The sequence below is a fragment of the Actinomycetota bacterium genome (assembly GCA_041658565.1).
GTDB lineage: Bacteria > Actinomycetota > AC-67 > AC-67 > AC-67 > JBAZZY01.
Window position 1 is genome coordinate 407,359 of record JBAZZY010000001.1, and the last position, 22,805, is coordinate 430,163.

Genomic DNA, 22,805 nt, shown 5'->3' on the forward strand with positions numbered 1-22,805 from the left:
CAGTACCTCACCTGTCGCGCGGGGAAGCCAGCCAAATCACGAGAGCCCCGACGAACGACGCCGCCTGGATGCCCAGAACAACCCACACCTGCGACCGATGCCCCTCCAACGCAGCGTTCAGCGCGACGGTCAACCCCCACAACTGGCCGATGACGATCGTCGCGACGATAGCGATGCGCGCGGAGAGCATGGATGCTCGCTCGGGATCTCTGTCCGTCCCGGCGCCCGGGCCGGGTCCCGTGGACGTGCTGCGCCGGCCCCCCGGGTAGCGATTCGATGTCGTGCGGTTGTTGGTCGTCATGCCGTTCCCACCGCCCAGATCCCGTCCGACCGCTCTTCTAGCAACACCTTAGGAAGAGGACGCGGCGGCGGTCCGCCGAGCACGTTTCCCGTTCCAGCGTCGAAGGCGCCGTTGTGACACGGACACTCCAAGCGTCCCGTCTTCGACTCCCAAAGGACCGAGCACGCGAGGTGCGTGCAGATGGCCGAGTATGCGACGAGCCTTCCGTCGGCCATTCGCACGGCAATCGCCTGATCCCCTTCCTCGGGGTAGTTGAAGTACATCGCTCGCCCGCGCTCCAACTCCTGCGCGATTCGCAGCGGAGGCGCGCTTCCGGAGCCATGCCTGCCGAACACTCCCGACGCGACGGCGACCGTTCCGGCGAGGAGCCCGCCGGAGACCGTGACCAGGATGCGCAAGTAATCGCGGCGCGTGACCGGAGCATCCTCGCGAATCCTGTCGAGCAGCGCGCGAACCGACGGCGCGTCGGGACGGTTTGGTTTCGACATCACATACCTCCCGGAACCGCACTGCGACCAAACGACGGCCCGACCACCACTGCGCAGCCCGTCTGAACCACCGTTCCGGCGAAGTCGAACTGATCGGCCACTCGCACTCCCGGCCGCTCGCGCTCCAACTCCTCCAAGGTTCCGAACCAAAGCGCTCCCGTCGGACACACCGTCGCGCACATCGGGGCGAGACCCCTGGAACTGCGGTCGTAACAAAGGTTGCACTTGTATTGAAGCTTCTCTTCCATAGCGATCTTGGGAACGCCGAAGGGACATGCGTGAACGCAATTGACGCACCCGATGCAGCGCTCCTTGAGAGCCTCCTGCACGACTCCGTCGGCGGTGATCAAGATCGCATCGGCCGGACACACCTGCGCGCACGGTGCGATCGGGTCCTCACAGTGCATGCACACCGTCGGAAGCGACGCCACACTGTGACCAACGTCGATGTAGTCCAGGTGGATCATCGACTTGCCGCGATGCGAATCGCATTCGCGACAGCCCGCGACACACGCCTGGCACCCGATGCAGCGCGCGGGATCGACGAAAAGCGTGCGCTCCATCATGACTCCGCGGTCCCCCTGCCTTGCGGCATCGTCGGCGGACGCGAGTCGCTGAGTGCAGAGAACTCGTCGGCGTATTCGGCGTGTCCGGGCGGCACCGGCGGCCGCTGAACTTCATCGATCACCGAGCCGCGCTCCAGGCGACACGCGCACACCTTGAACTCGGGGATCTTGGAGATCGGATCGAGCGCCTCGACCGTCAGGGTGTTCGCCGCCACCGGGGCCGCCCAGTGATAAGGCAGGAACACCGTGTCGGGCCGAATGGTCTCGGTCACCAGCGCGGGATACGTGATCCGTCCGCGACGCGTGATTACCGTCACGGGCTCGCCGTTGGTGAACCCGAGCGACGGATGCACTTCGACCCACGGCCGCGGAGTCTGCTCGACGAGCGCCGGGATGCGTCGCGTCTGGTTCCCCGAAAGGAAGTGCGCGACCGTTCGCCCGGTCGTCAGGCGCAGCGGATACTCCTCGTCCGGCGGTTCTGCAGGTTCACGCCACTCGACCGGCAGGAAACGAGCCTTGCCGTCGGGGTGATAGAAGCGCTCCTCGAACAAACGCACGGTGCCCGGATGATCGAGTTCCGGACACGGCCAGAACACGCCGCCCGTCTCTTCGACCTTCTCGTAGGTAATCCCGTAGTAGTCGGCGACGCCGCCCTTGGACGCGACGCGCAACTCGTTGAAGATGTCCTCGGGAGTGTCGAAGGCGAACCGCTCGCCTGCTCCGAGCCTGCGTGCGATCTCGCAAATGATCCAGGAGTCGGTGCGGACTTCCCCGGGAGGCTCGACGGCCTTGGAGTGCTTGAGCACACGGCCTTCGGAGTTGGTGACGACGCCTTCGTCCTCGACCCAAGTCGTAGATGGGAGAACGACGTCGGCGCGCGCCGCCGTTTCAGAGAGGAAGAAGTCCACTTGCGCGTGGAACTCCAATGCATCGAATCCCCGCACCACCTGATTGACGTTCGGCAGCGATACCAGCGGGTTGTTGCACATGCCGATGATTCCGCGGATCTCCCCACTCTCCATCTGCGAGATCATCTCGACGTACGAGGTGCCCTTGTGCGGAAGGTCAGCCTCGTCGATCCCCCAGACGCGCGCAATGTGCGCGCGGTGTTCGGGGTTCTCGATGTCGCGCATTCCCGGCAGCATGTCGGACTTCTGGCCGTGCTCGCGGCCTCCCTGTCCGTTTCCCTGTCCTGTGATCGTTGCATAGCCGGCTCCAGGGCGACCGATCTGACCGGTGGCAAGAACGAGGTTGATGACGGAAAGGCAGTTCTCGACGCCCTGGATGTGATGCTCGATTCCTCGCGCGTGGAAAGCCATCGCGCGCTCCGCGCGGCCCCACAGCAACCCGACTTCCTCAACTTGCGAGGCTGGAATGCCGCAGATTTCGGCGACGCGCTCCGGCGAGTAGGTCGCGACAACATCGCGCACCGCTTCCCAACCCTGGGTTCGCGTGCGAATGAACTCCTCGTTCACCAGGCCTTCGCGAACCACGACGTTCAACAGTCCGTTGAAGAACGCTGCGTCGGTGCCCGGGCGCAGACGAACGATGTGATCGGCCGTTCGCGCCAACGGGGTTTCACGCGGATCGACGACGACGAGTTTGGCGCCGCGATCGCGCGCGCCCCAGAAGTACTGCGTCGCCACCGGGAAGGTCTCGCCGACGTTGGCGCCGGCGACGATCATCACCTGCGTGTCGAACATGTCGGACCAAGGGTTGGCCGCGCGGTCGATCCCGAATGCTTTCTTGTTCGCGCCCGCGGCCGACACCATGCAAAGGCGGCCGTTGTAGTCGATGTGCTTCGTCCAAAGTCCCACGCGCGCAAACTTGCCGAGCAGATACGTCTTCTCGGTTGTCAGGCTTGCGCCGCCGATGAGCCCGAAAGCGTCGCGGCCGTACGCGCCTTGGATGCGCGTGATCTCGGACACCACGCGGTCCAGCGCGTCCTCCCAACTCACTCGGCGAAGCGGCGCATCGCGACGATCGCGCATGAGTGGGTACAGCAAACGGTCGGGGTGCGACACCTGCTGGTAAGCGACGATTCCCTTGGGGCACAGCTTGCCCTTGTTGATGTCGTGGAACCGCGGTTCGACGCCAAAGACCTTGCCGGATTCGCTCACGCGCACGTACATCCCGCACTGCACTCCGCAGAAGCAGCAGTGCGTCGGCACCAGGCGTTCGCCGGCTTGCGGCGCCTGCCAGTCGCCTGCGGGCTCCGCTCCGGATTCGCGAAAGTCGCCGATTCCGGCGGCCAAAACGGGTAGAGCCTTCTTGCGTTTCACGATGAGAACCCTCGCTTCACTTCATTCAGATACGCGCCGCCGCGCGCCAGGCGCTTGCAGCGCGGACAGGTCTCGGTCCACTCGCCGAACCCGAGGCCCAACTCCCCCATGGTTGTTTGCAGATCCCCGACGAACGTGGCCACTTCCACCGGTTCCCCGCACTTGCGACACGCGAACACGCCGGCGCGCGCCAGACTCGTCTGCTTGTACAAGTCCACGCCGATGCTCGCGGGACGCTGGATGACGTGAAAGAACTTCCCGAAGGGAATGAACACCAGGGTGAGAACCACCGTCGCCATGTGGGTGATGGCGAGGAACTCGTAGCCTTGTCCCTCCAGCCAAAGACTCGAAGCGGTGAGCAGCAACCCGGTGGACGAGATCGCGATCAGAGCAACCAAGGGAAGGAAGTCGTAGCCGAACCGCTGGCCGGTCGCCGCCTCGCGGTCGTGAAGTCTGCGCCACACGAAATACCCGCACCCCGCGAGCACCAGCACCGCAGCGATGTCCAGCAAGTGGAACACAACCCACCCGTACCAGGAGAGCGGATCGAACGTGAGCGTCCCGATGCCGAAGACGTACATACGATAGGCCGACGAAGCCGATCCCGCCGCGCGGAAGTTGATCCATCCGAATGTCAGCGGGAACGTAACCGCCGTCGCAAGCATGACGCCCCAGAAGAGGAACTGGTGGGACATCCACCGCACCTTGCCGCGCTTGCCGATGAACGTCTGCAGCGACAAGTACGACACCAGCGCTTTGGGAATCATCGTCGGGAACCGGCGGAAGTTCGTCCACGAGAAGAACGCATGCCACCCGCGCACCAAATAGCGTCGCGTGGGCGGACTCTGCGTCCACTCGACGTAGCGATGCGCGACGCCGAATGCGAGGAACACAACGGCCGTCGTGTACCCGATCAGCGCCGCGTCGAAGTTCTGGAGTTTGCGACTCCCGTAGTAGATCGAAAGCCCCAGCGCCGATGCCGTTGCGGCGGCAACGGCGACGGCCGTCGGGTTGAACCGACGGTTCGCGCTTCTTTTCTTCAAACGTCCCATGACGACCTCTTGGATTTTCTTCGCCCTGATGAGATCAGCCCGGAACATGTAACCACAGATCCGACCAGACTGATCGGAACCAGCTCTCACGCTATCGACGTGGGATGCATTTGCGCGAATCCGGCCGGTGCATCGGCACTATCCGCAGGTAGCGCACTCGTTTCTACTTCGGCGAACGGCCGCGGTTAGATCACCCCACGACCCAGCGGTCCACCGCTACATAGGTCCCCGAGGACTTCGAGTTCTTCTGGCCGAGCACCACGATCTTGACGGTGTGCACCGCATCGGAAAGACCGGTAACCGAACGCAGGTAACCGTACTTCGCGGCCGAGGCGTAGTTGTCCACCGCGACCTTGGCTTTGCCGTCGATGTAGATGGTGGCCTTGCCCTGGGTAGGGCCGAGCAAGGTGGCCCAGCGAATGCCGGTGCCGCGGAACTTGAAAGATGTCGCGGTGCCGGCAAGGTTGGAGGTTGCGTAGCGCGCGCCCGACGCCTTGGAGTCCGAGACGCCTCGCCACCCGTAGGAAGGCTTCGGGTTGGTAGTCAGCGTGCCTCCGACCTTGAATGCGTCCACGGCGACCAGGGTGTCGGTGGCCTTCGAGGAACCCTTCTTGCCAAGGACAAGGATCCGGATGGTGTGTGCACCCGAGGAAAGACCCGAGTACGCCTTGGCGACTTTGTAGGTGGTCTTGGATGCGTAGAGGCTGTAGGTGGCCTTGGACTTGCCGTCGATGTAGACGGTTGCCTTGCCTTGATCCGGACCGGTCATCGTGTACCAAGTGACCGAGGTGCCGGTGAAAGCAAATGTTGCCGACGCACCGGCCAAACGCTCGGTCGAGTAATAGCCGCCGTGCGCGGAGGAGTTCTTGACCGAGCGCCACGCATAGGTCGCAGCGGAGCTGGACTCTTGTTCGCTCGTCGAGGCGCGGAAATCGACCGAGGTCGTCTCCACTGCGTTGTCGTCGGCATCGGTGGCAGGGGTCACATCCGCGGGATTGATCGTCGCGGTGTAGCGCTGTCCGGGAGTAAGGGGTGAGGTCGGGGTGAGGTAAGCCTTTGTAACCGGACCGGACAGGCAATCCACCGCGACATCCGCGGCGTCTTTGCACGCAAGCCCGGCACCAAGGTTCGTTGCGGTTGCCTTGACCCGCAGCACAGCGTTGGCCGTCGAGAGGTCCATAACAGGTTCGGAGAAAGTGACGGCGACCGGACTTCTGATGGCAGTCGGTGTCGCCAGTGCGGCCGTCGGACGCGTGAACGTCGCGGTGACTGCGCGCGCTTGGTCCAAGGTGACCTGGCAGTCGGCTGTTCCCGAGCACGCGCCGCCCCAGCCGGTGAAGGTGGAACTCGAACCGGGCAATGCGCTCAACGTTACGACAGCGCCGTGGTCGAATCGTGCCCTACAGGTCGAGCCGCAACTAATCCCCGAAGGTGTGCTCATCACTGTGCCGGAGCCGGGCCCGGCCTTGGTAACCGACAAGGCATAGGTCTTCAGTGTGAACGTCGATGTGACATCGCGCGCACGGTCAACCGCGACCTCGCAATCCCCAGTGCCCGAACACGCTCCAGACCACCCGGTGAAGGTGGAGTTCGCGGCAGGTGAGGCGCTAAGCGTCACGGGCGTGCCGTGGTCGAAGTTCGCCGTGCACGTCGCGCCACAGTCGATACCGCCAGGATCACTTGCCACCGTGCCCGACCCCGAACCGGTCTTGGTGACCGTGAATGCATGGGTCTTCAGCGTGAACGTCGCAGAGACCGAGCGCGCCTGATCCATCGTAACCGAACACTCCCCCGTGCCCGAGCAGTCCTCGGACCATCCCGTGAAGTTCGAATCTGCGTCCGGAGTTGCCGTCGAAGTGACAACAGTTCCTGAACTGAAGCTCCCGGAGCATGTCGATCCGCAGTCGATGCCGGCAGGGGAACTGCCTATCGTTCCCGACCCCGACCCCGCCTTCGAGACCGTGAGATCAAACACCGCCGGAGGCACCACGAACCCGGAATAGAGCAGGGCGTCGGGAGAATCCCATCCAAGGTTGAAGAGACGCCCGGAGGTTGCGTTGTCAATGATGACATCGCGCACCTCGCTCGCCGCAGCGCCGGGGTGCTCCTCGAGATATAGCGCAGCGACGCCGGCGACGTGAGGAGTTGCCATGGAGGTTCCATTCATGACGGCGGTCGCGGAATCGTCCGAGTTGTACGCGGACTCAACGTCTACGCCGGGTCCAAAGAGATCCACGCACGAACCGTCATTGGAGAAGTCGGCTTCGTAGTCGCTTGAATCGCTCGCGCCGACAGTGATTGTTCCAGAAGCGCTCGCTGGGGAATAGTCGCACGCATCGTCCCCGTAGTCGTTGCCGGCAGCGACGGCGTAGACGACTCCCGCTTCGACTGAGTTAGTCACTGCATCGTTGAGGGCCTGATCGTAGTCACTCCCCAGGCTCATGTTCGCCACCGCCGGACTGATGTGGTTTCCAGTGACCCAGTCGACCCCGGCAATCACCCCGGACACGTACCCGGAACCGTCGCAGTCCAGAACGCGAACGGAATAGAGCGAAACGGCCTTCGCCACCCCGTAAGTGGACCCGCCGATAGTCCCCGCGACATGCGTTCCGTGTCCGTCGCAGTCATCGCCATTCCAGCCGTCGTCGACGACGTCGTATGCGTAACTTGCCCGGCCACCAAACTCATCGTGCGTGGTTCTGATCCCGGTATCGATGACATATACGTGCACTCCGTCGCCGGAACTCACGTAGGAGAACGTCGAATCCAGGGGTAAGTCCCGCTGGTCGATCCGATCGAGACCCCAGGGTGGACCGCTCTGCACGGCATCTGCCGAAACTAGCTTGTCCTCCTCGACTAATCGGACACGCCTATCTTGTCTCAGCGCTCGAGCGTTCCCTGCGGTCATCGTGGCCGCGAACCCCTTGAGCGCGTACCTGTATACGAATCTGATCTGCGCCGAGTACTGCCGCGCAAGCTCGGACGTAACCGATTCGAGTCCGCTCGCATCACCCTCACGCAGCTCAACGACATAGGTATGCACTTGGCCTTCGGACTTCGCTGCCCGCACCTCGGAGGCCACGGCAGGCGATGCATACACAGGAACCAGCGCCAAAGCCACGCCGAACACGAGTGCGGTCCTAACACCCACGCGCTGGCCCTTTCTCACGGCTCCATCCCCAGGGATGCCCTGTCCTCACGTGAGTTCGTCGCCGGCGGCCGGATAACCTCCTGGAACCTGCCGCCCGATCCGAACGATCGGCCGGATTTGCCCTATTCCACGACTGTCGCGTCAATGTACGCGAAGGGCCGCTGGGCGGCGAACTCCCGCAGGGCGCGAGGTGGGGCGGCTACTTCGGGGATCGATCGACGAACGGAGGCCGGACGGCGCGCGCGCGCCCGCGCTTTCCGCGCACGTCCACCTCGAACTCGGTTTGCGATGCGGCCTCGATCTCCACGTAGGCGAGCGCAATGCCGATGCGCAGCGTGGGCGAAAACGTCCCGCTGGTGCACTCCCCCACGACACGGCCGCCGACGAGAACCGGATGGCCGTGCCGCGGAATCAGTCGGTCCTGCATGACCAGGCCGATGAGCGCGCGCGCCGGTGTGGCTTCGCGCAGCGCAGCCGCGCCTGGGAACTCACGGCCCTGAAGAGACACCGCCCACATCAACCCCGCCTCGGCGGCGTTGGTGTCCGGACCGATGTCGTTTCCGTGCAGCGGGTATCCCATCTCGAGCCGAAGCGTGTCGCGCGCGGCCAACCCGACGGGCATGCCGCCGACCTCTCGCACATCGTCGAGCAACTTGCGCCACACAGCCACCGCGTCGGCCGCGGTGGTGAATACCTCGTAGCCGACCTCACCGGTGTAGCCGGAACGCGCGATCACCACGTCGGCCGCCCGCGCCACTCTCATGTAGCCGAGGTCCTTCGCTTCCGGGTACAGAGCCTCGACGATCTCCCGGGATCGGGGACCCTGCACCGCGAGCGTCGTCCAGTCGAGAACCTCGACGCGCGCGTCGGCCGGCGCGGCATCCATAAGGCGCGCAGCGACCGCGTCGCGGTTGGATGCGTTCGGGACCACGAGGTACTCCTCGTCACCGATCGCGTACACGATCAGGTCGTCCAGGATCCCGCCGTCGTCGTTACAGATGAGCGTGTAGCGCGCCCGCCCCGGGCCGAGATCCACCATGCGGTTGCTGAGCTGGGAATCAAGGAAACCCGCCGCGCCGGGACCGGAGACGAGCAACTTGCCGAGGTGGGAAACGTCGAAAATGCCGGCGCGCTCGCGGACCGCGGTGTGCTCCGCGACCGTTCCCTCGTAGGAAATCGGCATGTCCCAGCCCGCGAAAGCGCCCATCTTGGCACCGAGCGCACGGTGTTCTGCATCAAGAAGAGAGAGTTTGAGCATGCGGCAACGCTACGAGGCGGACCCATGGTCGTCAAAGCACCGCGGCGGCTACGATGGCCCCGAGTCCATTTCCAAGGAGTGAACGGTGGCCGACGAATTCGATCTGGTGGTTCTCGGAGGCGGGACCGGCGGGTATTCCGCGGCAATTCGCGCGGCGACGCTGGGCTTGAAAGTCGCGCTCGTCGAGCGCGACAAGCTCGGTGGGACCTGCCTGCATCGCGGCTGCATTCCCACCAAGGCGCTGCTGCACTCGGCCGAGGTCCTGGACTCCGCGCGCGGCGCTGCGCGGTTCGGCGTGACCACAGGAGAGACCACGTACGACTGGGACGGTGTCCAGAAGCACAAGGATCGCGTCGTTACCAAGATGCACAAGGGCCTCGAAGGGCTTATCAAGCACCGCGCCATAGAGATGGTGTCGGCGACCGGCACGCTGCGCGACGCGCGCACGGTGGTCGCCGGCGAACGCGAGTTGCGCGCCGCGCGCGCGCTCGTCCTCGCGACCGGTTCGGCGCCCAAGATGCTTCCCGGACTCAGCGTCGGACCACGCGTGCTCACCAGCGACGAGGCGCTCACCGCAGGAGTCCCGCGCAGCGCGATCGTGCTGGGCGGCGGCTCGGTCGGCGTGGAGTTCGCGAGCATGTGGGCGTCCTTCGGTTCCACGGTGACCATCGTCGAGATGCTGCCGAGCCTGCTCCCCTTCGAAGAGCCCGAAGTCGGCCGGGAACTCGCGCGCGCCTTCTCCAAACGCGGAATCCGCTCCCACACCGGCGCGAAACTCGACGACCTCGCCGTGGACGACGACAAGGTGTCGGCAACCGTTAGCGTGGACGGCAAGACCGAGACCATCGAGGCCGAGGTCCTTCTGGTCGCCGTCGGGCGCCGCCCGGTCACCGAGGGCGCCGGACTCGACGCCGCAGGGGTCGCCATCGACGAGCGCGGCTTCATCCCCGTGAACGACAAGTTCGAGACCAACGTTGCCGGCGTGTACGCGGTCGGCGACGCCATCCCCACCGCAGCGCTCGCGCACGTCGCCTTCACCGAGGGCATGACCGCCGCCGAACACATCGCCGGTGCCAACTCGCGCGGCGTCGACTACCGCGCGATCGCGCGCCCGACCTACTGCACGCCCGAGGTCGGCGCGGTCGGACTCACCGAGGCTCAGGCGCGCGAGAAGGGCTACGACGTCGTCACCGTCACCATCCCGCTCGGCGCGATCGGCAAGGCCGCGATCCTTGGGGAAACCGCCGGCTTCTGCAAACTCGTCGCAGAGCGCGACGGCGCCTTGCTCGGCGCGTCCTACGTCGGTCCGCACGTGACCGATCTGGTCTCTGAAGCGATGCTCGCGGTCGGTTGGGAAGCCTCGGTCGAGGAAATCGCCGCGCTGATTCACCCTCACCCGTCGATGAGCGAGATGTTCGGAGAGGCGGCGCTCGCGCTCGCCGGAAGGGCGCTGCATACGCCGTGAAACCGCTCTGGAGCGCGTGGCTGGGCCGCATGGGCTACCAGGCGGCCTGGGACCTCCAACGTGACCTTGCCGCGCACCGCGCCTCCGCAGAGATCCCCGACTACCTGCTGACGCTCGAGCACGACCCCGTATACACGCTCGGCAAGCGCACCGCCGACACCGACGTCCTGCTCGATCAAGCCGCGCTCAAGAACAAGGGCATCGACGTCGTGCGGACGGATCGCGGCGGCCTGGCGACCTACCACGGCCCCGGCCAAGTGATCGGCTACCCGATCTTGGACCTCGGCCCCGCCGCCGACGTCGTCGCGCACGTGTGCGCCCTCGAACAAGCCTTGATCGACACCGCGGCCGACTTCGGCGCAACCGCCCTGCGCATCGATGGCTTGCGTGGCGTCTGGGTCGGCGATTCCAAACTCGCAGCCATCGGCGTTCACGTCTCGCGCGGGATCACCACCCACGGGTTCGCGCTCAACGTCGACCCCGACCTCAGCGCATTCAACGGCATCGTCCCTTGCGGCATCCTCGACAAAGGCGTGACATCCCTGCGAACCCTCACCGGAACGAGCGCCGGGGTGGAAGAAGTCGCAGATCACGCCGCAAGGCACTTGGCACGCTGCCTGGACCGTGACCTCGTGGAGCGCGCGCATGTCTGAGCATCCAGGCGTTCAAGGGCCGGCCAGAAACCTCCCTATGGCCACGGCCGTGTCCGGACGTAAACCGGCGTGGCTGAAGGTACGTCTCGCCACCGGCCCCAACTTCACCGACCTGCGTCGCATCACACGCGGCGGAGGCCTTCACACCGTGTGCGAGGCCGCCACCTGTCCGAACATCGGCGAGTGCTGGGAGGAGCGCGAGGCGACCTTCCTGATCGGCGGAGACCGCTGCACCCGTCGGTGCGCCTTCTGCGACATCACCACGGCGCCGCCCACCGAGTACGACACCGACGAACCGCGCCGCGTCGCCGAAGCCGTGGCCGAGATGGGCCTGCGCTACGCGGTGGTCACCGGCGTCGCGCGCGACGACCTCGCCGACGGCGGCGCGTGGCTGTGGGCCGAGGTGACGCGCCGGATCCGCGCGCGCCTCCCCGGTTGCGGCGTCGAACTGCTGACCCCCGACTTCAAGGGCTCTGCGAAGGCTCTCGCTACCGTGTGCGAAACCGCGCCCGACGTGCTGGCGCACAACATCGAGACCGTCCCACGCTTGATCGGACGCATCCGCCCTGCCTTCACCTACGAGCGCTCGCTTGAGTTTCTGCACGGCGCGCGCGCCGCACTCCCCCCGGCCTGCTTCACCAAGTCCAACATCATTGCCGGCATGGGCGAGACCCGCGAAGAGATCCACCAGACCATGCGCGACCTGCGCGACGCCGGTTGCGACCTGCTCACCATCGGCCAGTACCTGCAACCGAGCGACCTTCAGATCCCCGTGGCGCGCTGGGTGCCTCCCGAGGAGTTTGCGGAGTGGAAACGCGAAGGCGAAGCCATGGGCTTCGCCTGGGTCGAGGCCGGCCCCCTCGTTCGCTCGAGTTACCGCGCCGGCCGCCAGCACCGCGCAGCCCTCGCGACCGCCTCCGCGAGAGTGGCCCTCGGGACAGATGTGCCCCCGAGTACTCGCGCGTAGCGCAAATCATTTGCGCCCAGCGCGAGTACTCGAACCAAGTTCTCGCACCCCGACGGCCCGGGGCCGGCCCGGCAACGGCGAGGCGCGCCGAGACCCCCGTAACGAAGATTTAACAAACGGGAAACTGGTGCGAAATGGGCCTCTGTTAGCGTTCTTCCGGTGCGGTAAGGGGAACCGCGTTTGGAGTTCGGCGCCCGGCCCCCTACGCTACCGATTCTGTCCGTGAGCAGGAGATCCAGGGAGGCGACAGTGCCCGAAACACCCACCACACCGAAGGAAGCGCTCGAGTTCGCGAAGCAGAACGGTGCGCTGGTCGTAGACCTGCGCTTCACCGACCTCCCGGGCCTGACGCAGCACTTCTCCGTACCGATCGGCCAGTTGACCGAGGCGTCCTTCGAGGACGGTTTCGGCTTCGACGGCTCTTCGATCCGCGGGTTCCAGCAGATCCAGGAGTCGGACATGCTCCTGTTCCCGGACCCGTCAACCGCGGTGATGGACCCCTTCCGCGAGGTCCCCACGGTCAACCTGTACTGCTTCGTGCGCGACCCGATCACCGGTGAGCCCTACTCGCGCGACCCGCGCTACATCGCCCAGAAGGCCGAGGCATACCTGAAGTCCACCGGCATCGCCGACACGGCCTTCTTCGGCCCAGAGGCCGAGTTCTACGTCTTCGACGAGGCGCGCTTCGACCAGAACCAGCACTCGGGCTACTACCACCTCGACTCCGAGGAAGGCGCTTGGGGTTCCGGAAACCCGGGATCGCGCGGCTACCGCGTGCGCTACAAGGAAGGCTACTTCCCGGTCCCGCCGACGGACCAGCAGCAGGACCTGCGGACCGAGATGATGCTCACGATGCAGCAGATGGGCATCCACATCGAGGTCCAGCACCATGAGGTCGGCACCGCCGGCCAGGCCGAGATCGACATGCGGTTCGGCACGCTGCTCGCGACGGCCGACAAGATCATGAACTACAAGTACGTGGTCAAGAACGTCGCCTGGCGCCACGGCAAGACGGCGACCTTCATGCCGAAGCCTCTGTTCATGGACAACGGCTCGGGCATGCACCTTCACCAGTCGCTGTGGAAGAACGGCGAGCCGCTGTTCTACGACGAGACCGGCTACGCGCTTCTGTCGGACATGGCCCGCTACTACATCGGCGGACTGCTCAAGCACGCGCGCTCGCTGCTCGCCTTCACGAACCCGACGACCAACTCCTACCGGCGTCTGGTCCCGGGCTACGAGGCGCCGATCAACCTGGTGTACTCGCAGCGCAACCGCTCGGCGTGCGTCCGCATCCCGACCTACGCAAAGAGCCCGGCAGCGCGCCGCATCGAGTTCCGCACCCCCGACCCCTCCTGCAACCCGTACCTCGCGTTCGCGGCGTGCCTGCAGGCCGGTCTGGACGGGATCCGCAACAAAATCGAGCCGCCGGCTCCGGTGGACAAGGACCTCTACGACCTCGAGCCGGAGGAGAAGGCCGGAATCGCGCAGGTTCCGGGTTCGCTCGAGGAAGTTCTCAACGCGCTCGAGGCGGACCACGACTTCCTGCTGGAAGGCGGCGTGTTCACCGAAGACGTCATCGAGACCTGGATCGCCTACAAGCGCGAGCACGAACTCGACCAGGTCCGTCTGCGCCCGCACCCGTGGGAGTTCATGCTCTACTACAACATCTAGGTTCTACGAACTAACAGAAAAGGCCGCCCGGAAGGCGGCTTTTTCTTTTGGAGTCGATCGGATCAGCCCTGCAACACGTGCCGCGAAACCTCACGCCACGCCGTTCGCACAGGCCGCATCGGTCTGGTGTTGCGACCAAGGCGGCACGCGAAACCGGCGAGGAGAAGCATCGCAATCCCTATCCACCGCCCCGTTGGGTATTCGGTCCTGTGGTGGACACGCTCCACTATCTCTTCGACCACACGCGGGGAGACAGCCTCCGGAAGACGCGGAGCGTCGGTGGTCGCCCGCGGCGGTGCGCCGACCGAGAGAACGCGCGACACCGGGAACGTCCGCACCGGCAACCGGGGAACATTCACCAACGCACGATGCGACTCCTGCTGCCCGTTGGACGTCGCAGTCACCGACGCCCCTCCCAGCCCGATCCCTGCCCCACCGTCCATCGCGACCGTGGACGTTCCGTAGCGAAGCCACAAACCGCCACCCGTCGCTTGGCTGACACCGGCGGTCCGACTGAGATCGGGATGGACCAGCCTCACTGTGATCCCGGCGCTCGCAAGGGCACCATCTACCTGTTCCTGAAGAGCGACGACCGCGGCACCCTCGATCTCTGAGTCCGACACCCGGACACCATCGGCAGACACAATGACGGGGACCCCCGCAACCGTCGCGCCTAGGACATCCGTCCCCCCCTCCGCGCGCGCGCCTTTCTCGGTGCCGTCGGAAAAAGCACTTGCGCGGACCACGATCGCGGAAATCCGAAGAGGCCCGGCTTCGACGGCCGTCAACACGCTGGCTGCGCTACCGCTGGTGCGAACACCGGTGATCTTCTCCTCCGCAACGAGGTCGACCTGACCGATGCTCACGCCGTCAGCTTCGATTCCACCCATGACCACGTGATTCACCGACGAGGGCGTACCCGACGATCGCGACTCGAATTTGCCGTCCACGAAGCGCAAAGGCCCCACGTCGTACGGTCCACCCGAGTACGTGCCGGACGCCTCCCGAGGCAAGTTCTGAACGGGGTAATCGGTTTCGACGGTTCCCGGACCCGAATAGCCGAGAATCCCCGAATCAAACGAGGCTGCGATCCCGTGCGACTCAACCGGAGGCGTCCCGACCGTTCCGCGCGCAAGACCGAACGAAATCGGGATCGGGTATCGGCCCTCCTCCGGCGACACCCGGATCCCAAACGCCTCCGCCTCTCCCTGCGCGACGGTCGCTGCTCTCGCGGCTACGGGACCGAACGCGGCGACCGCCACGACGCACACGGCGAACACGGTCCGCGCGCGCGCCGGACCCCGGCGTTTCATCGAACGGATCACACCCGGCCTCCCGCGCGCGCCGGTCGCCCCAAATATGACTCGAGCACAGCCGCATGACCCAACACGTCCTCAGGCCTCCCATCGGCAATCACTCTGCCAAGATCCATCGCAACCAGTCGCGTGCAAATGGCCCGCACAAGCGCGAGATCGTGCTCGACGATCAAAACGGTGGCTCCGAGCACATCGCGGATTCGCAAAAGCAGCGGCCCGAGAGCTTCGGTCTCGCGCTGAGCGATCCCCGAAGCCGGCTCATCCAGAAGCAACAGGCGCGGTTTCTGGACGACGACACAAGCGAGTTCCAGCATTCGCAGCGTGCCGTAGGACAGAGTCCCGGCGCGGCGGTCGAGCCACGAGGAAAGATCTATGACGCCGAGAGCCGCATCGACCTCCTCCTGCGCGCGCGCCTCCGCCGCGCGCGCGCGCCGGCTTCCGAACCCGGCGCCCAGCACGGTGGCATTGTGGTGCGCGTGCGTCGATGCGAGAAGGTTCTCCCGAACGGTGAGAGCGGACGACAAGCGCGCCGCCTGAAACGTGCGTGCGATTCCTCGCGATGCGCGCTCGTGCGGGAGCAGGCTCAACATGTCTTCACCGTCGAGCGCGACCTTTCCCTCGTTCGGAACGAGGAATCCGCTGATCGCATTGAGCAATGTCGACTTCCCCGCGCCGTTTGGACCGATCAGCCCAACGACCTCTCCCTCGGCGACGGACAAATCCACGCTGTCGAGCGCGACCAGGCCTCGGAAACGCAGGCACAGCCCTCGAATCTCGAGCAAACTCATGCCGCATCCCCCGCACGCAGGAGCCGCCGGACCGGGGCGCGCGCGCGCGCCATGAGCCCTGCGATGCCCAGCGGCTCGATGATGCACACGACCACGAGCGCCAGTCCGAATGTCGTCAAGTAGAGGAACGCCAAGATGTCGAGTCCCCGCAACGCCTCATTGACTCCAATCACCAGCAGCGCACCGATCACCGGCCCCTTGACCGACCGCACGCCGCCGAGAATCGCAATGAAGAAGATCGAAAGCGAGAACTGCACGGCACCGAGTGTTGTGAACGCCTTGGCGGTGAAGTTCTGAAGCAGGTACGCGTACAGCGCGCCGCTCACTCCCGCGAAGAACCCGGCAAGGCAGAAAGCGAGCAGCTTGTACTTCACGATGTTCATGCCCAGTCCTTGGGCGGCGGCCTCGTTGTCGCGAACCATCGCGAACGCGCGTCCCACCTTGGAGCGCATGAGGTTGCGGACAAACAGGAACAGCATGGATGCAACGGCAAGAGCGAGAACGTAGAACATTCCGTTGCTCATCTCCACACCACCCAACGTCGGGCGTGCCAGATGGACGGTCTTGCCGCCGTTCGCGAACCAGTTGGACTGGAACAGCGTGCTCTCCACGAGCGTCGCAAACCCCAACGTTGCGATCCCAAGATGTAACCCTCGAAGGCGCAGGGCGGGAAACCCGACAAGCACCGAAATCGGGACCGTAATCAATCCGGCGATCGGGATCGCAAGGAGCAGCGGGGTTTCGAGCCTCGTTCCCACAAATGCCGCCGCGAAAGCACCCACTCCGACGAACGCCGCGGTCATGAGCGAGATCTGGCCGACGAGTCCCGTGAGGACAACTAAGGAGAGACCCGCGAGCGCATAGACGGCGACCTGCGCTCCGACGTAGCTCCAATAGGAACCGCCGAGCACCGGCAAGGCGAGCGCACACCCGAGCACCACCAACCAGATCGGACTCCGACGCGCGCCGCGCTCGGACGCGATCGCGGCTGCCGTAGACGGTTCCTCAGATTCGATCGCCGCAGCCTCGTGCTCGCTGACAAAAACCCGGTCGATCCGCGCGACGAGCAACACGAGAATGAGCGCAGCGGCAAGCGGGGTCTTCAGCCCGTTGAACGGCGCCGGAGCGGCCGTCAGCGCGCCCTCGATCGCCCCGAGCGCCAGGCCGCCCACCACGGCAGCCCGCACGTTCGCCAGGCCTCCGATGAGCGCGGCGGTAAACGCCTTCACCAAGAACCCCTCCATCGCAACCGGAGCGAGGAAAGACATCGGGGTTTCCAAAACGGCGGCCAGCGCAGCCAATCCTCCACCGATCGCCCACGCCGCACCGATAACTCGGGTTTCGGCGACACCTACAAGCCTGGCGGCCAGACGGTTCTGAGCGACGGCCCGCAGCGCGATCCCAAGGTTGGTGCGTCGGAACAGCCCCGAGAGGGCTATCGCACACAGGACGGCCGATCCGATCATGCCGACCTGCTGCCACGCGAGGTTCACATTCCCGATGTGCAAGACGCCGGCCGGAAACACCTGTGGCGGCCGAGCTTTCCCCTCAAACCCCCAGACAAGCCCCATTGCCCCTTGAAGCAGTCCGCTGATCCCAAGCGAAACGATGACCTTCGACAGCGGCGAAGCTCCGCGAAGACGCGCGAACACAACCGCCGAAAGCACCCACCCCAGACCCGCCCCAAACGCGATCGCAAGCAACGCGGCTACCCAAGCCGGCAGCGGAAGACGTCTCGCGGCCTCAAAGAAGATGTAGGCGGAGACAGTCCCCATAGCGGCGTGCGCGAAGTTGAGCACGCCCGTTGTCCTGTAGACGACGACAAGCCCCGCAGCCAGGAGCGCGTACACAGCTCCTGCCGCAAGACCGAGAATCGCGAACTGGACGAAGACCAAAGACCTCTCCCGCTAGTCCATCAATAGCCAGTCCGTCACGCGCACCCATTTCCCCCCGCGCACTTGAAGCATCTGCGCGCCGGAGATCCCCCAGTGATCCCCGGCATTCACGGTGATGGGTGGCGTCAGACCGGTCTCGTACCCTCGTAGCCCCTCAAGATGCTCCAGCAACCCGGCGCGCGTGGGCGTCGACCCCATGCGACGCATCAAGTCCTCGAAGACGACCATTCCCGTGCCCGCGCCGACGGTCAACGCCTCGATCTTCCCGCTTGGGTAGTAGGCGGCCATCACTCGCTTGAACCGAGCCATCTGCGCGGTCTTCGTATCGGGAAAGGCCCATCCGGATGTGTCGGAGTACGCGCCCTCGCACGCCCCTCCGCAGCTGTCGATCGCAAGCTGGGCCCAGTCGGCGTTGGCGACCCAGACGGGAGACCACCCCTGGCGCTTCGCCGCCTGAGCTGCGAAAGGCAAGAGCACGTTGCTCGCGAGGAACACCGCAGTTGCACCACTCATTCGCATGCGGGACACAGCCGCGTCCATGTGCGTGACCGCGTCCTCGTTCTCCTCGATCAACTCCTCGTCGACGACGTCGATCCCGCGACGCGCAAGCGACGCGCGCACTCCGTCCTTCTTCCGCTTGGCTTGCGGGTTGTTCATGTATCCGATGGCAACCTTCTTCGCGATCCCGCGCTCCCCGATGATCTTCGCCAGCCACTGGGCGTACAGCCGCTCCCCCTTCCCAAGATGCGTGGCAAAGAAGTAGTTCATGGGTCCGAGCGGCTCGAGCTGGCTTTGCGACATCCCTTGAATCAGAGGAACGCCGTGCTTCTCCAGATAGGGGATGACGGGCTCGAACGCGTAGGACAGACTGAATGTGTTGACAAGCGCAAAAACGTGATCCCGCTCTACCAAACGCGTCGCGGCCGCAAGGGCCTGGTCGGCACAGGTCTCGCACGCGGAATACGAAACGAGTTCGAGCCTGCGGCCGTTGATTCCGCCGCGCGCGTTGATGTCTTCGATGTACGCCTGCGTCGTCTTCACGATCGGCAAGCCGATGTCGCGCAGAGCACCCTCGACGATGTTGATCGTGCCGATCTTGATCGATCCCGCCGCGATGCCGCCGTCTCCATCGGACGACACCTGCCGGTCCCGAGACGGTCCAAGCGCATTCAATGCGGAACCTGTGGATCCGCCCGCAGCTCCGTCGCCGGCGGCGGGAACCCGCTCTCCCGGCGCAAGAGTCTTTCTTATGGTTACGCGCTCTACGACGGCAACGCGCCGAGGCTTCACGAGTGCGCACCCGGGAAGTCCTAACAGCAACGCCACCGTCGTCGCCAAAGCGACGACCTGGGACCTTCTCACGCGATCCTCACCCTTTTCCGCTCTCACGTGAGCGCACGACCGCCCTACGGTCGGTCGTGCGCACTTACTTCGTCAACGCGAACCTCTCTCCCTTCCCGCGCGGAGACATGTGCGGCAATCGCAAAGCGAAGAACCTCACGTCCGTCCTCTCCCGAAAGCACCGGCGCCATCTCTCCCCCGCTCAACAGGCAGTCCACGAAATGGCCGGCCGAGGCCTCGAAGCTCGTCTCCCACCCCCACGGAACGTTTTCGTAGGAAACCGTCTTTCCGTCCCGATAAAGGATGACAGGAGGTGTGTTTTGCAGCCTGCCGGTGCACTGATTGATCCAGATAACTCCGCGCGTTCCGGTGATCTCGACTCGCTCGTCGGCCGGATAGTGCCGGGACCAAATTTCCATCTCCGGGGAGAACATCCCGTCGAGGACACCGAAGCGGTCCGCGCCGGCGTACTTCCATGTCACCATCGCCGGAAGGTCCAGAACGAGCGGCGCCGGCCGGCCGTCGGGGCCGATCAGCATCGTCATCGCCTCCACGAGGTCCTCGGGCGTCGCCGACACCGCGATGTCGGAACGCTCCATCAGCGACGCGATGACCGGAGCCATGTCGGTTTGGCCGATCCATGCGAAGACCTTCTCCGGATCCCCCATGAAGAAGCGCGCGATCGAGAACTTGTGGTATCCGTCGTCCCATATCGCCGGGCCGCCGCCGCACAAGTCCTTGCGGAAACGCCACGCCCAACTCGCCAGGGGCATTTCCCATCCGGAGAACGGTCCGCCGGGGTTCAGCTTCAAGCGGATACCGATCGGATCGCCGATCTCTCCCGCGTCGATCAGTTCCTTCGCCAAGCGATACGGCGGGTAAAAGACGAAGTTCTCGAAGACCTTGAAGACCACCGACGCATTCTTGGTCGCATCGATCATGCGATCCGCTTCGTCGATGTCGAGCGCCATGGGCTTCTGCACCGACACGTGCTTTCCGGCTTTGGCCGCCGCTTCCACCATCGGGCGGTGCATGGCGTGCGGAGTGATGATCTCAACCGCATCGATCTCGGGATCCGCGAGCATGCGGTCGAAGTCGTCGTAAACGCGCGGAACTCCGAACTCCGCCGCCCAGCGCTCCGCGCGCCCCATGTTCGCGTCGCAACACGCCACCAACTCCGCCTTGGGATGCTTGAGGTACCCCGGCGCGTGCAACGTCGAGATGCGCCCGCAGCCCACGATTCCCATCCGGACGATATCCATCTACTCCTCCTTCGATTCCCGCAACCGCGCGCGCGCATCGGCGCGACCTTCCGCTACCGCACAAACAGACACAAGCGCCATCGTCCCGGCACCAACGGCAAGTCCCGCGCCTTGGCCGCCCGCCTGCGCAACAGCGCCCATTACCCAGGGAATCACCACGTTGCCCGCACCCCCGACCGCAAGGAGCGCGCCGAGCGCACTCCCGCTCGTCGTCGGGAACGATCTCGCGGCGACCGCAAGCGTCAGCGGGAACACCCCGGCGAATCCAAGGCCCGCGACGGCAACGGCGCCCGCCTTTGCCGAGCCCGGAATCAGGATCGTCCCCACGACACCGAGCGACCCAATCGCCGCCCCGGTCGCAAGCAGCGCGCGCTCGCTGAATCGCAACGCCAATGCACCGACAAGCAGTCGTCCGGCGGCCAACATCAGCCAGAACAGCGACACGACGACCGCGGCAAGCGCGGATGCAATCCCTGCGGAGCGCAAGTACGGGAACAGCCAGGATCCGAACCCAAGCTCAGAACCGACATACAGCGGCGCAAGGATCAACAGAAGCACGAACGACTTGTTCGCAACAGGCCACCGAATGCCGGCCTCGTCTTTGACGACGCGACGGCCCGGCATCCGCACGCCCAGCGCGGGAATGCCCAGAAGCGCAGAGGTGGCTGCGACGACTAGAAGCGGACGCCTCCACGCGCTGCCGCCTCCGATCCACGCGACGAGCACGGGAGCGGACAGCGCGCCGACGGCGAAGAAAAGGTTCAGCCAGTTGAGAGCCGCACCGCGACGATCCGGGAACATCTCCGCGACACAGATGTTCGCTCCGATCACGAGCCAACCCCCGGCCGCTCCGACGATCGCAACGGCTGCCACCCACCCCCAATACGAGTGCCACAGCCCCCCCGCGAGCGCCGCCGCCATCACCCAGAGTCCGGCGCGCACCACAACCGAAACTCCGCGCCGATCCGCGACGCGGCCCGCCACCAGGACGCTGAGCACAAAGCCGGCACCGAAAGCCATCAGCGTAAGCCCGCCCGATCGCGTTCCGACGTGGAACTCGCCGCGAATCGCAGGGAGCGTGGGCCCCAACGCCCCGACCACAACACCGTATATCCCGATTGCCCCCACGGCGACGATCAGAGCCGCGCGGGACCGCGCGGGTGCGACACGCGCCGGACGATCCGCGAGGGAACCGGCGCTCCGAGACGCACCGACCACATCACACGTCGGACGCGACACGCCTCGGACCCCCGCTCGTCCACCCCATCCGACCCGACGCGGTGGCCGCGGCTTCACGCACGCTGCGTCCGGCAGCCGCAACCATCCGGCGCGCAAGCCTTTGGGCGGGCGCCGAGATCCCCAACGAAGCCACCACGTATCCTCCCGAGTCGAACACGGGAGCCGCGATGCATCGGACGCCGGAGGTGAATTCCTCGTCGTCAACCGCGAACCCACGACGGCGAACGGCATCAAGGTCCCGCTCCAGCACGACCCCATCGATGATCGTGCGCGGCGTGAATCGCAAGAGCGGGTTCGCCAACAGGCGCGCGCTCTCCTCAACGGGCAGAAACGCCAAGATCGCCTTCCCAATGGCAGTGCAATGGATCGGATCTCGAGTTCCGATCCCAGGTTCAACGCGAAACGGCTGGGCGGTCTCGACCAAGTCGATCGTTACGACCGAATCCGCAAGAAGCACCGCAAGGTGAACCGACTCGCCCGTCGCGCCGGCGAGATCCCGCATAGCGGCGTGCGACTGCGCCCGAACATCGAGCCTCCCAAGCAGCCGCGCGGACAGCAGCACAAGATCCGCCCCGGCCGCGTAACGCCTGGATTCGGGATCCCTATCCACGTAACCCAGTTCTCCGAGCGTGGCGAGCAAGCGCGACACCTGACTCTTGTCTTGACCCAGCCTGCGGGCGACCTCCGTGACGCCCGCACCGCCGGGATGCGCTGCCAGATCCTCAAGGATCGCCAGTCCGCTCCTCAGCGTCGACGCGACCCGCGAAGCCGACGAGCGCTCCGTCGCCATCTTCGCCACATCCCGCTCTCGCACTCCGGCCATGCGGCCGCCTCCCTGGTCGTGGTCGGGGGCCATTACAACAACTGCGTTGCCGCATTGTCAAGGGCCCGGACGGCCGCACGACACGTGAGAGCCGCCCAAAAGGGCGGCTCTCACGTGTCGTCGGAGGAGTAGATCAGACCGCCGAAGCGGCTGCCGAATCGAGATATCGTCAAATGTTGTGGAACGCGTGGCGTGAATCACGCGGCGTCCTTCCCCGTGTTGCGTTCGATCAGTTTTCCATTCACGAACTTCGCACCGGCGCGCACGAGCGCAACCAAGTGAGG

Annotated in this window: 18 protein-coding genes; 4 read left to right on the plus strand and 14 right to left on the minus strand. The window is 65.3% G+C overall.

The features are described 5' to 3' along the window. Window positions 1–7: 7 nt before the first annotated feature. The 7 genes from WDA27_02085 to gcvT form a co-directional block, all read right to left on the minus strand. On the minus strand, window positions 8–301 hold the full coding sequence (locus tag WDA27_02085) for a hypothetical protein (GenBank protein MFA5889736.1): 294 nt from the start codon (window positions 299–301) through the stop codon (window positions 8–10). Further along, window positions 298–789, minus strand: a complete 492-nt coding sequence (locus WDA27_02090) for a Rieske (2Fe-2S) protein (protein ID MFA5889737.1) — start codon at window positions 787–789, stop codon at window positions 298–300. Before WDA27_02090 ends, WDA27_02085 begins: the two co-directional genes overlap by 4 nt. Beyond that, entirely contained in the window at window positions 789–1,355 is a 567-nt protein-coding gene (locus tag WDA27_02095; GenBank protein ID MFA5889738.1) for a 4Fe-4S dicluster domain-containing protein, read from the minus strand. The genes WDA27_02090 and WDA27_02095 overlap by 1 nt, the downstream gene beginning before the upstream one ends. Continuing rightward, window positions 1,352–3,637 carry a molybdopterin oxidoreductase family protein gene (locus tag WDA27_02100; protein ID MFA5889739.1) on the minus strand — a complete coding sequence of 762 codons (2,286 nt, stop codon included), beginning with the start codon at window positions 3,635–3,637 and terminating at the stop codon, window positions 1,352–1,354. Before WDA27_02100 ends, WDA27_02095 begins: the two co-directional genes overlap by 4 nt. Further along, entirely contained in the window at window positions 3,634–4,689 is a 1,056-nt protein-coding gene (locus WDA27_02105) for an MFS transporter (protein MFA5889740.1), read from the minus strand. Before WDA27_02105 ends, WDA27_02100 begins: the two co-directional genes overlap by 4 nt. 190 nt (window positions 4,690–4,879) lie before the next feature. Then, on the minus strand, window positions 4,880–7,858 hold the full coding sequence (locus tag WDA27_02110; GenBank protein ID MFA5889741.1) for a S8 family serine peptidase: 2,979 nt from the start codon (window positions 7,856–7,858) through the stop codon (window positions 4,880–4,882). 181 nt (window positions 7,859–8,039) lie between these two features. Continuing rightward, the gene (gene gcvT / locus WDA27_02115) at window positions 8,040–9,098 is read right to left on the minus strand and encodes a glycine cleavage system aminomethyltransferase GcvT (GenBank protein ID MFA5889742.1); all 1,059 of its coding nucleotides are present in this window, start codon (window positions 9,096–9,098) and stop codon (window positions 8,040–8,042) included. Between the two features lie 85 nt (window positions 9,099–9,183). On the opposite strand from gcvT, the gene lpdA reads away from it, so the two are divergent. From lpdA to glnA, 4 genes are all read left to right on the plus strand, one after another. Beyond that, window positions 9,184–10,563 (plus strand): dihydrolipoyl dehydrogenase, encoded by a 1,380-nt coding sequence (lpdA, locus tag WDA27_02120; GenBank protein ID MFA5889743.1) that lies wholly within the window; start codon window positions 9,184–9,186, stop codon window positions 10,561–10,563. Next, window positions 10,560–11,216 (plus strand): lipoyl(octanoyl) transferase LipB, encoded by a 657-nt coding sequence (gene lipB, locus WDA27_02125; protein ID MFA5889744.1) that lies wholly within the window; start codon window positions 10,560–10,562, stop codon window positions 11,214–11,216. The genes lpdA and lipB overlap by 4 nt, the downstream gene beginning before the upstream one ends. A 37-nt stretch (window positions 11,217–11,253) precedes the next feature. After that, on the plus strand, window positions 11,254–12,183 hold the full coding sequence (lipA, locus tag WDA27_02130) for a lipoyl synthase (GenBank protein MFA5889745.1): 930 nt from the start codon (window positions 11,254–11,256) through the stop codon (window positions 12,181–12,183). Window positions 12,184–12,432: 249 nt separating this feature from the next. Further along, window positions 12,433–13,857 carry a type I glutamate--ammonia ligase gene (glnA, locus tag WDA27_02135; protein ID MFA5889746.1) on the plus strand — a complete coding sequence of 475 codons (1,425 nt, stop codon included), beginning with the start codon at window positions 12,433–12,435 and terminating at the stop codon, window positions 13,855–13,857. Between the two features lie 62 nt (window positions 13,858–13,919). On the opposite strand, the gene WDA27_02140 is transcribed toward glnA, so the two are convergent. The 7 genes from WDA27_02140 to WDA27_02170 form a co-directional block, all read right to left on the minus strand. Beyond that, entirely contained in the window at window positions 13,920–15,170 is a 1,251-nt protein-coding gene (locus tag WDA27_02140; protein ID MFA5889747.1) for a hypothetical protein, read from the minus strand. 8 nt (window positions 15,171–15,178) lie between these two features. Further along, the gene (locus tag WDA27_02145) at window positions 15,179–15,961 is read right to left on the minus strand and encodes an ABC transporter ATP-binding protein (protein MFA5889748.1); all 783 of its coding nucleotides are present in this window, start codon (window positions 15,959–15,961) and stop codon (window positions 15,179–15,181) included. Continuing rightward, entirely contained in the window at window positions 15,958–17,856 is a 1,899-nt protein-coding gene (locus tag WDA27_02150; GenBank protein ID MFA5889749.1) for an ABC transporter permease, read from the minus strand. The genes WDA27_02145 and WDA27_02150 overlap by 4 nt, the downstream gene beginning before the upstream one ends. Before the next feature lie 12 nt (window positions 17,857–17,868). Beyond that, a complete protein-coding gene (locus tag WDA27_02155; GenBank protein MFA5889750.1) occupies window positions 17,869–19,218 on the minus strand; it encodes an ABC transporter substrate-binding protein in 1,350 nt (449 codons plus the stop codon). Between the two features lie 44 nt (window positions 19,219–19,262). After that, on the minus strand, window positions 19,263–20,459 hold the full coding sequence (locus WDA27_02160) for a Gfo/Idh/MocA family oxidoreductase (GenBank protein ID MFA5889751.1): 1,197 nt from the start codon (window positions 20,457–20,459) through the stop codon (window positions 19,263–19,265). Continuing rightward, window positions 20,460–21,587: an MFS transporter gene (locus WDA27_02165; GenBank protein MFA5889752.1), complete on the minus strand. Its 1,128-nt coding sequence runs from the start codon at window positions 21,585–21,587 to the stop codon at window positions 20,460–20,462. It abuts the gene before it with no gap. A 91-nt stretch (window positions 21,588–21,678) separates the two neighbouring features. Continuing rightward, on the minus strand, window positions 21,679–22,521 hold the full coding sequence (locus WDA27_02170) for an IclR family transcriptional regulator (protein MFA5889753.1): 843 nt from the start codon (window positions 22,519–22,521) through the stop codon (window positions 21,679–21,681). Between the last annotated feature and the right edge of the window lie 284 nt (window positions 22,522–22,805).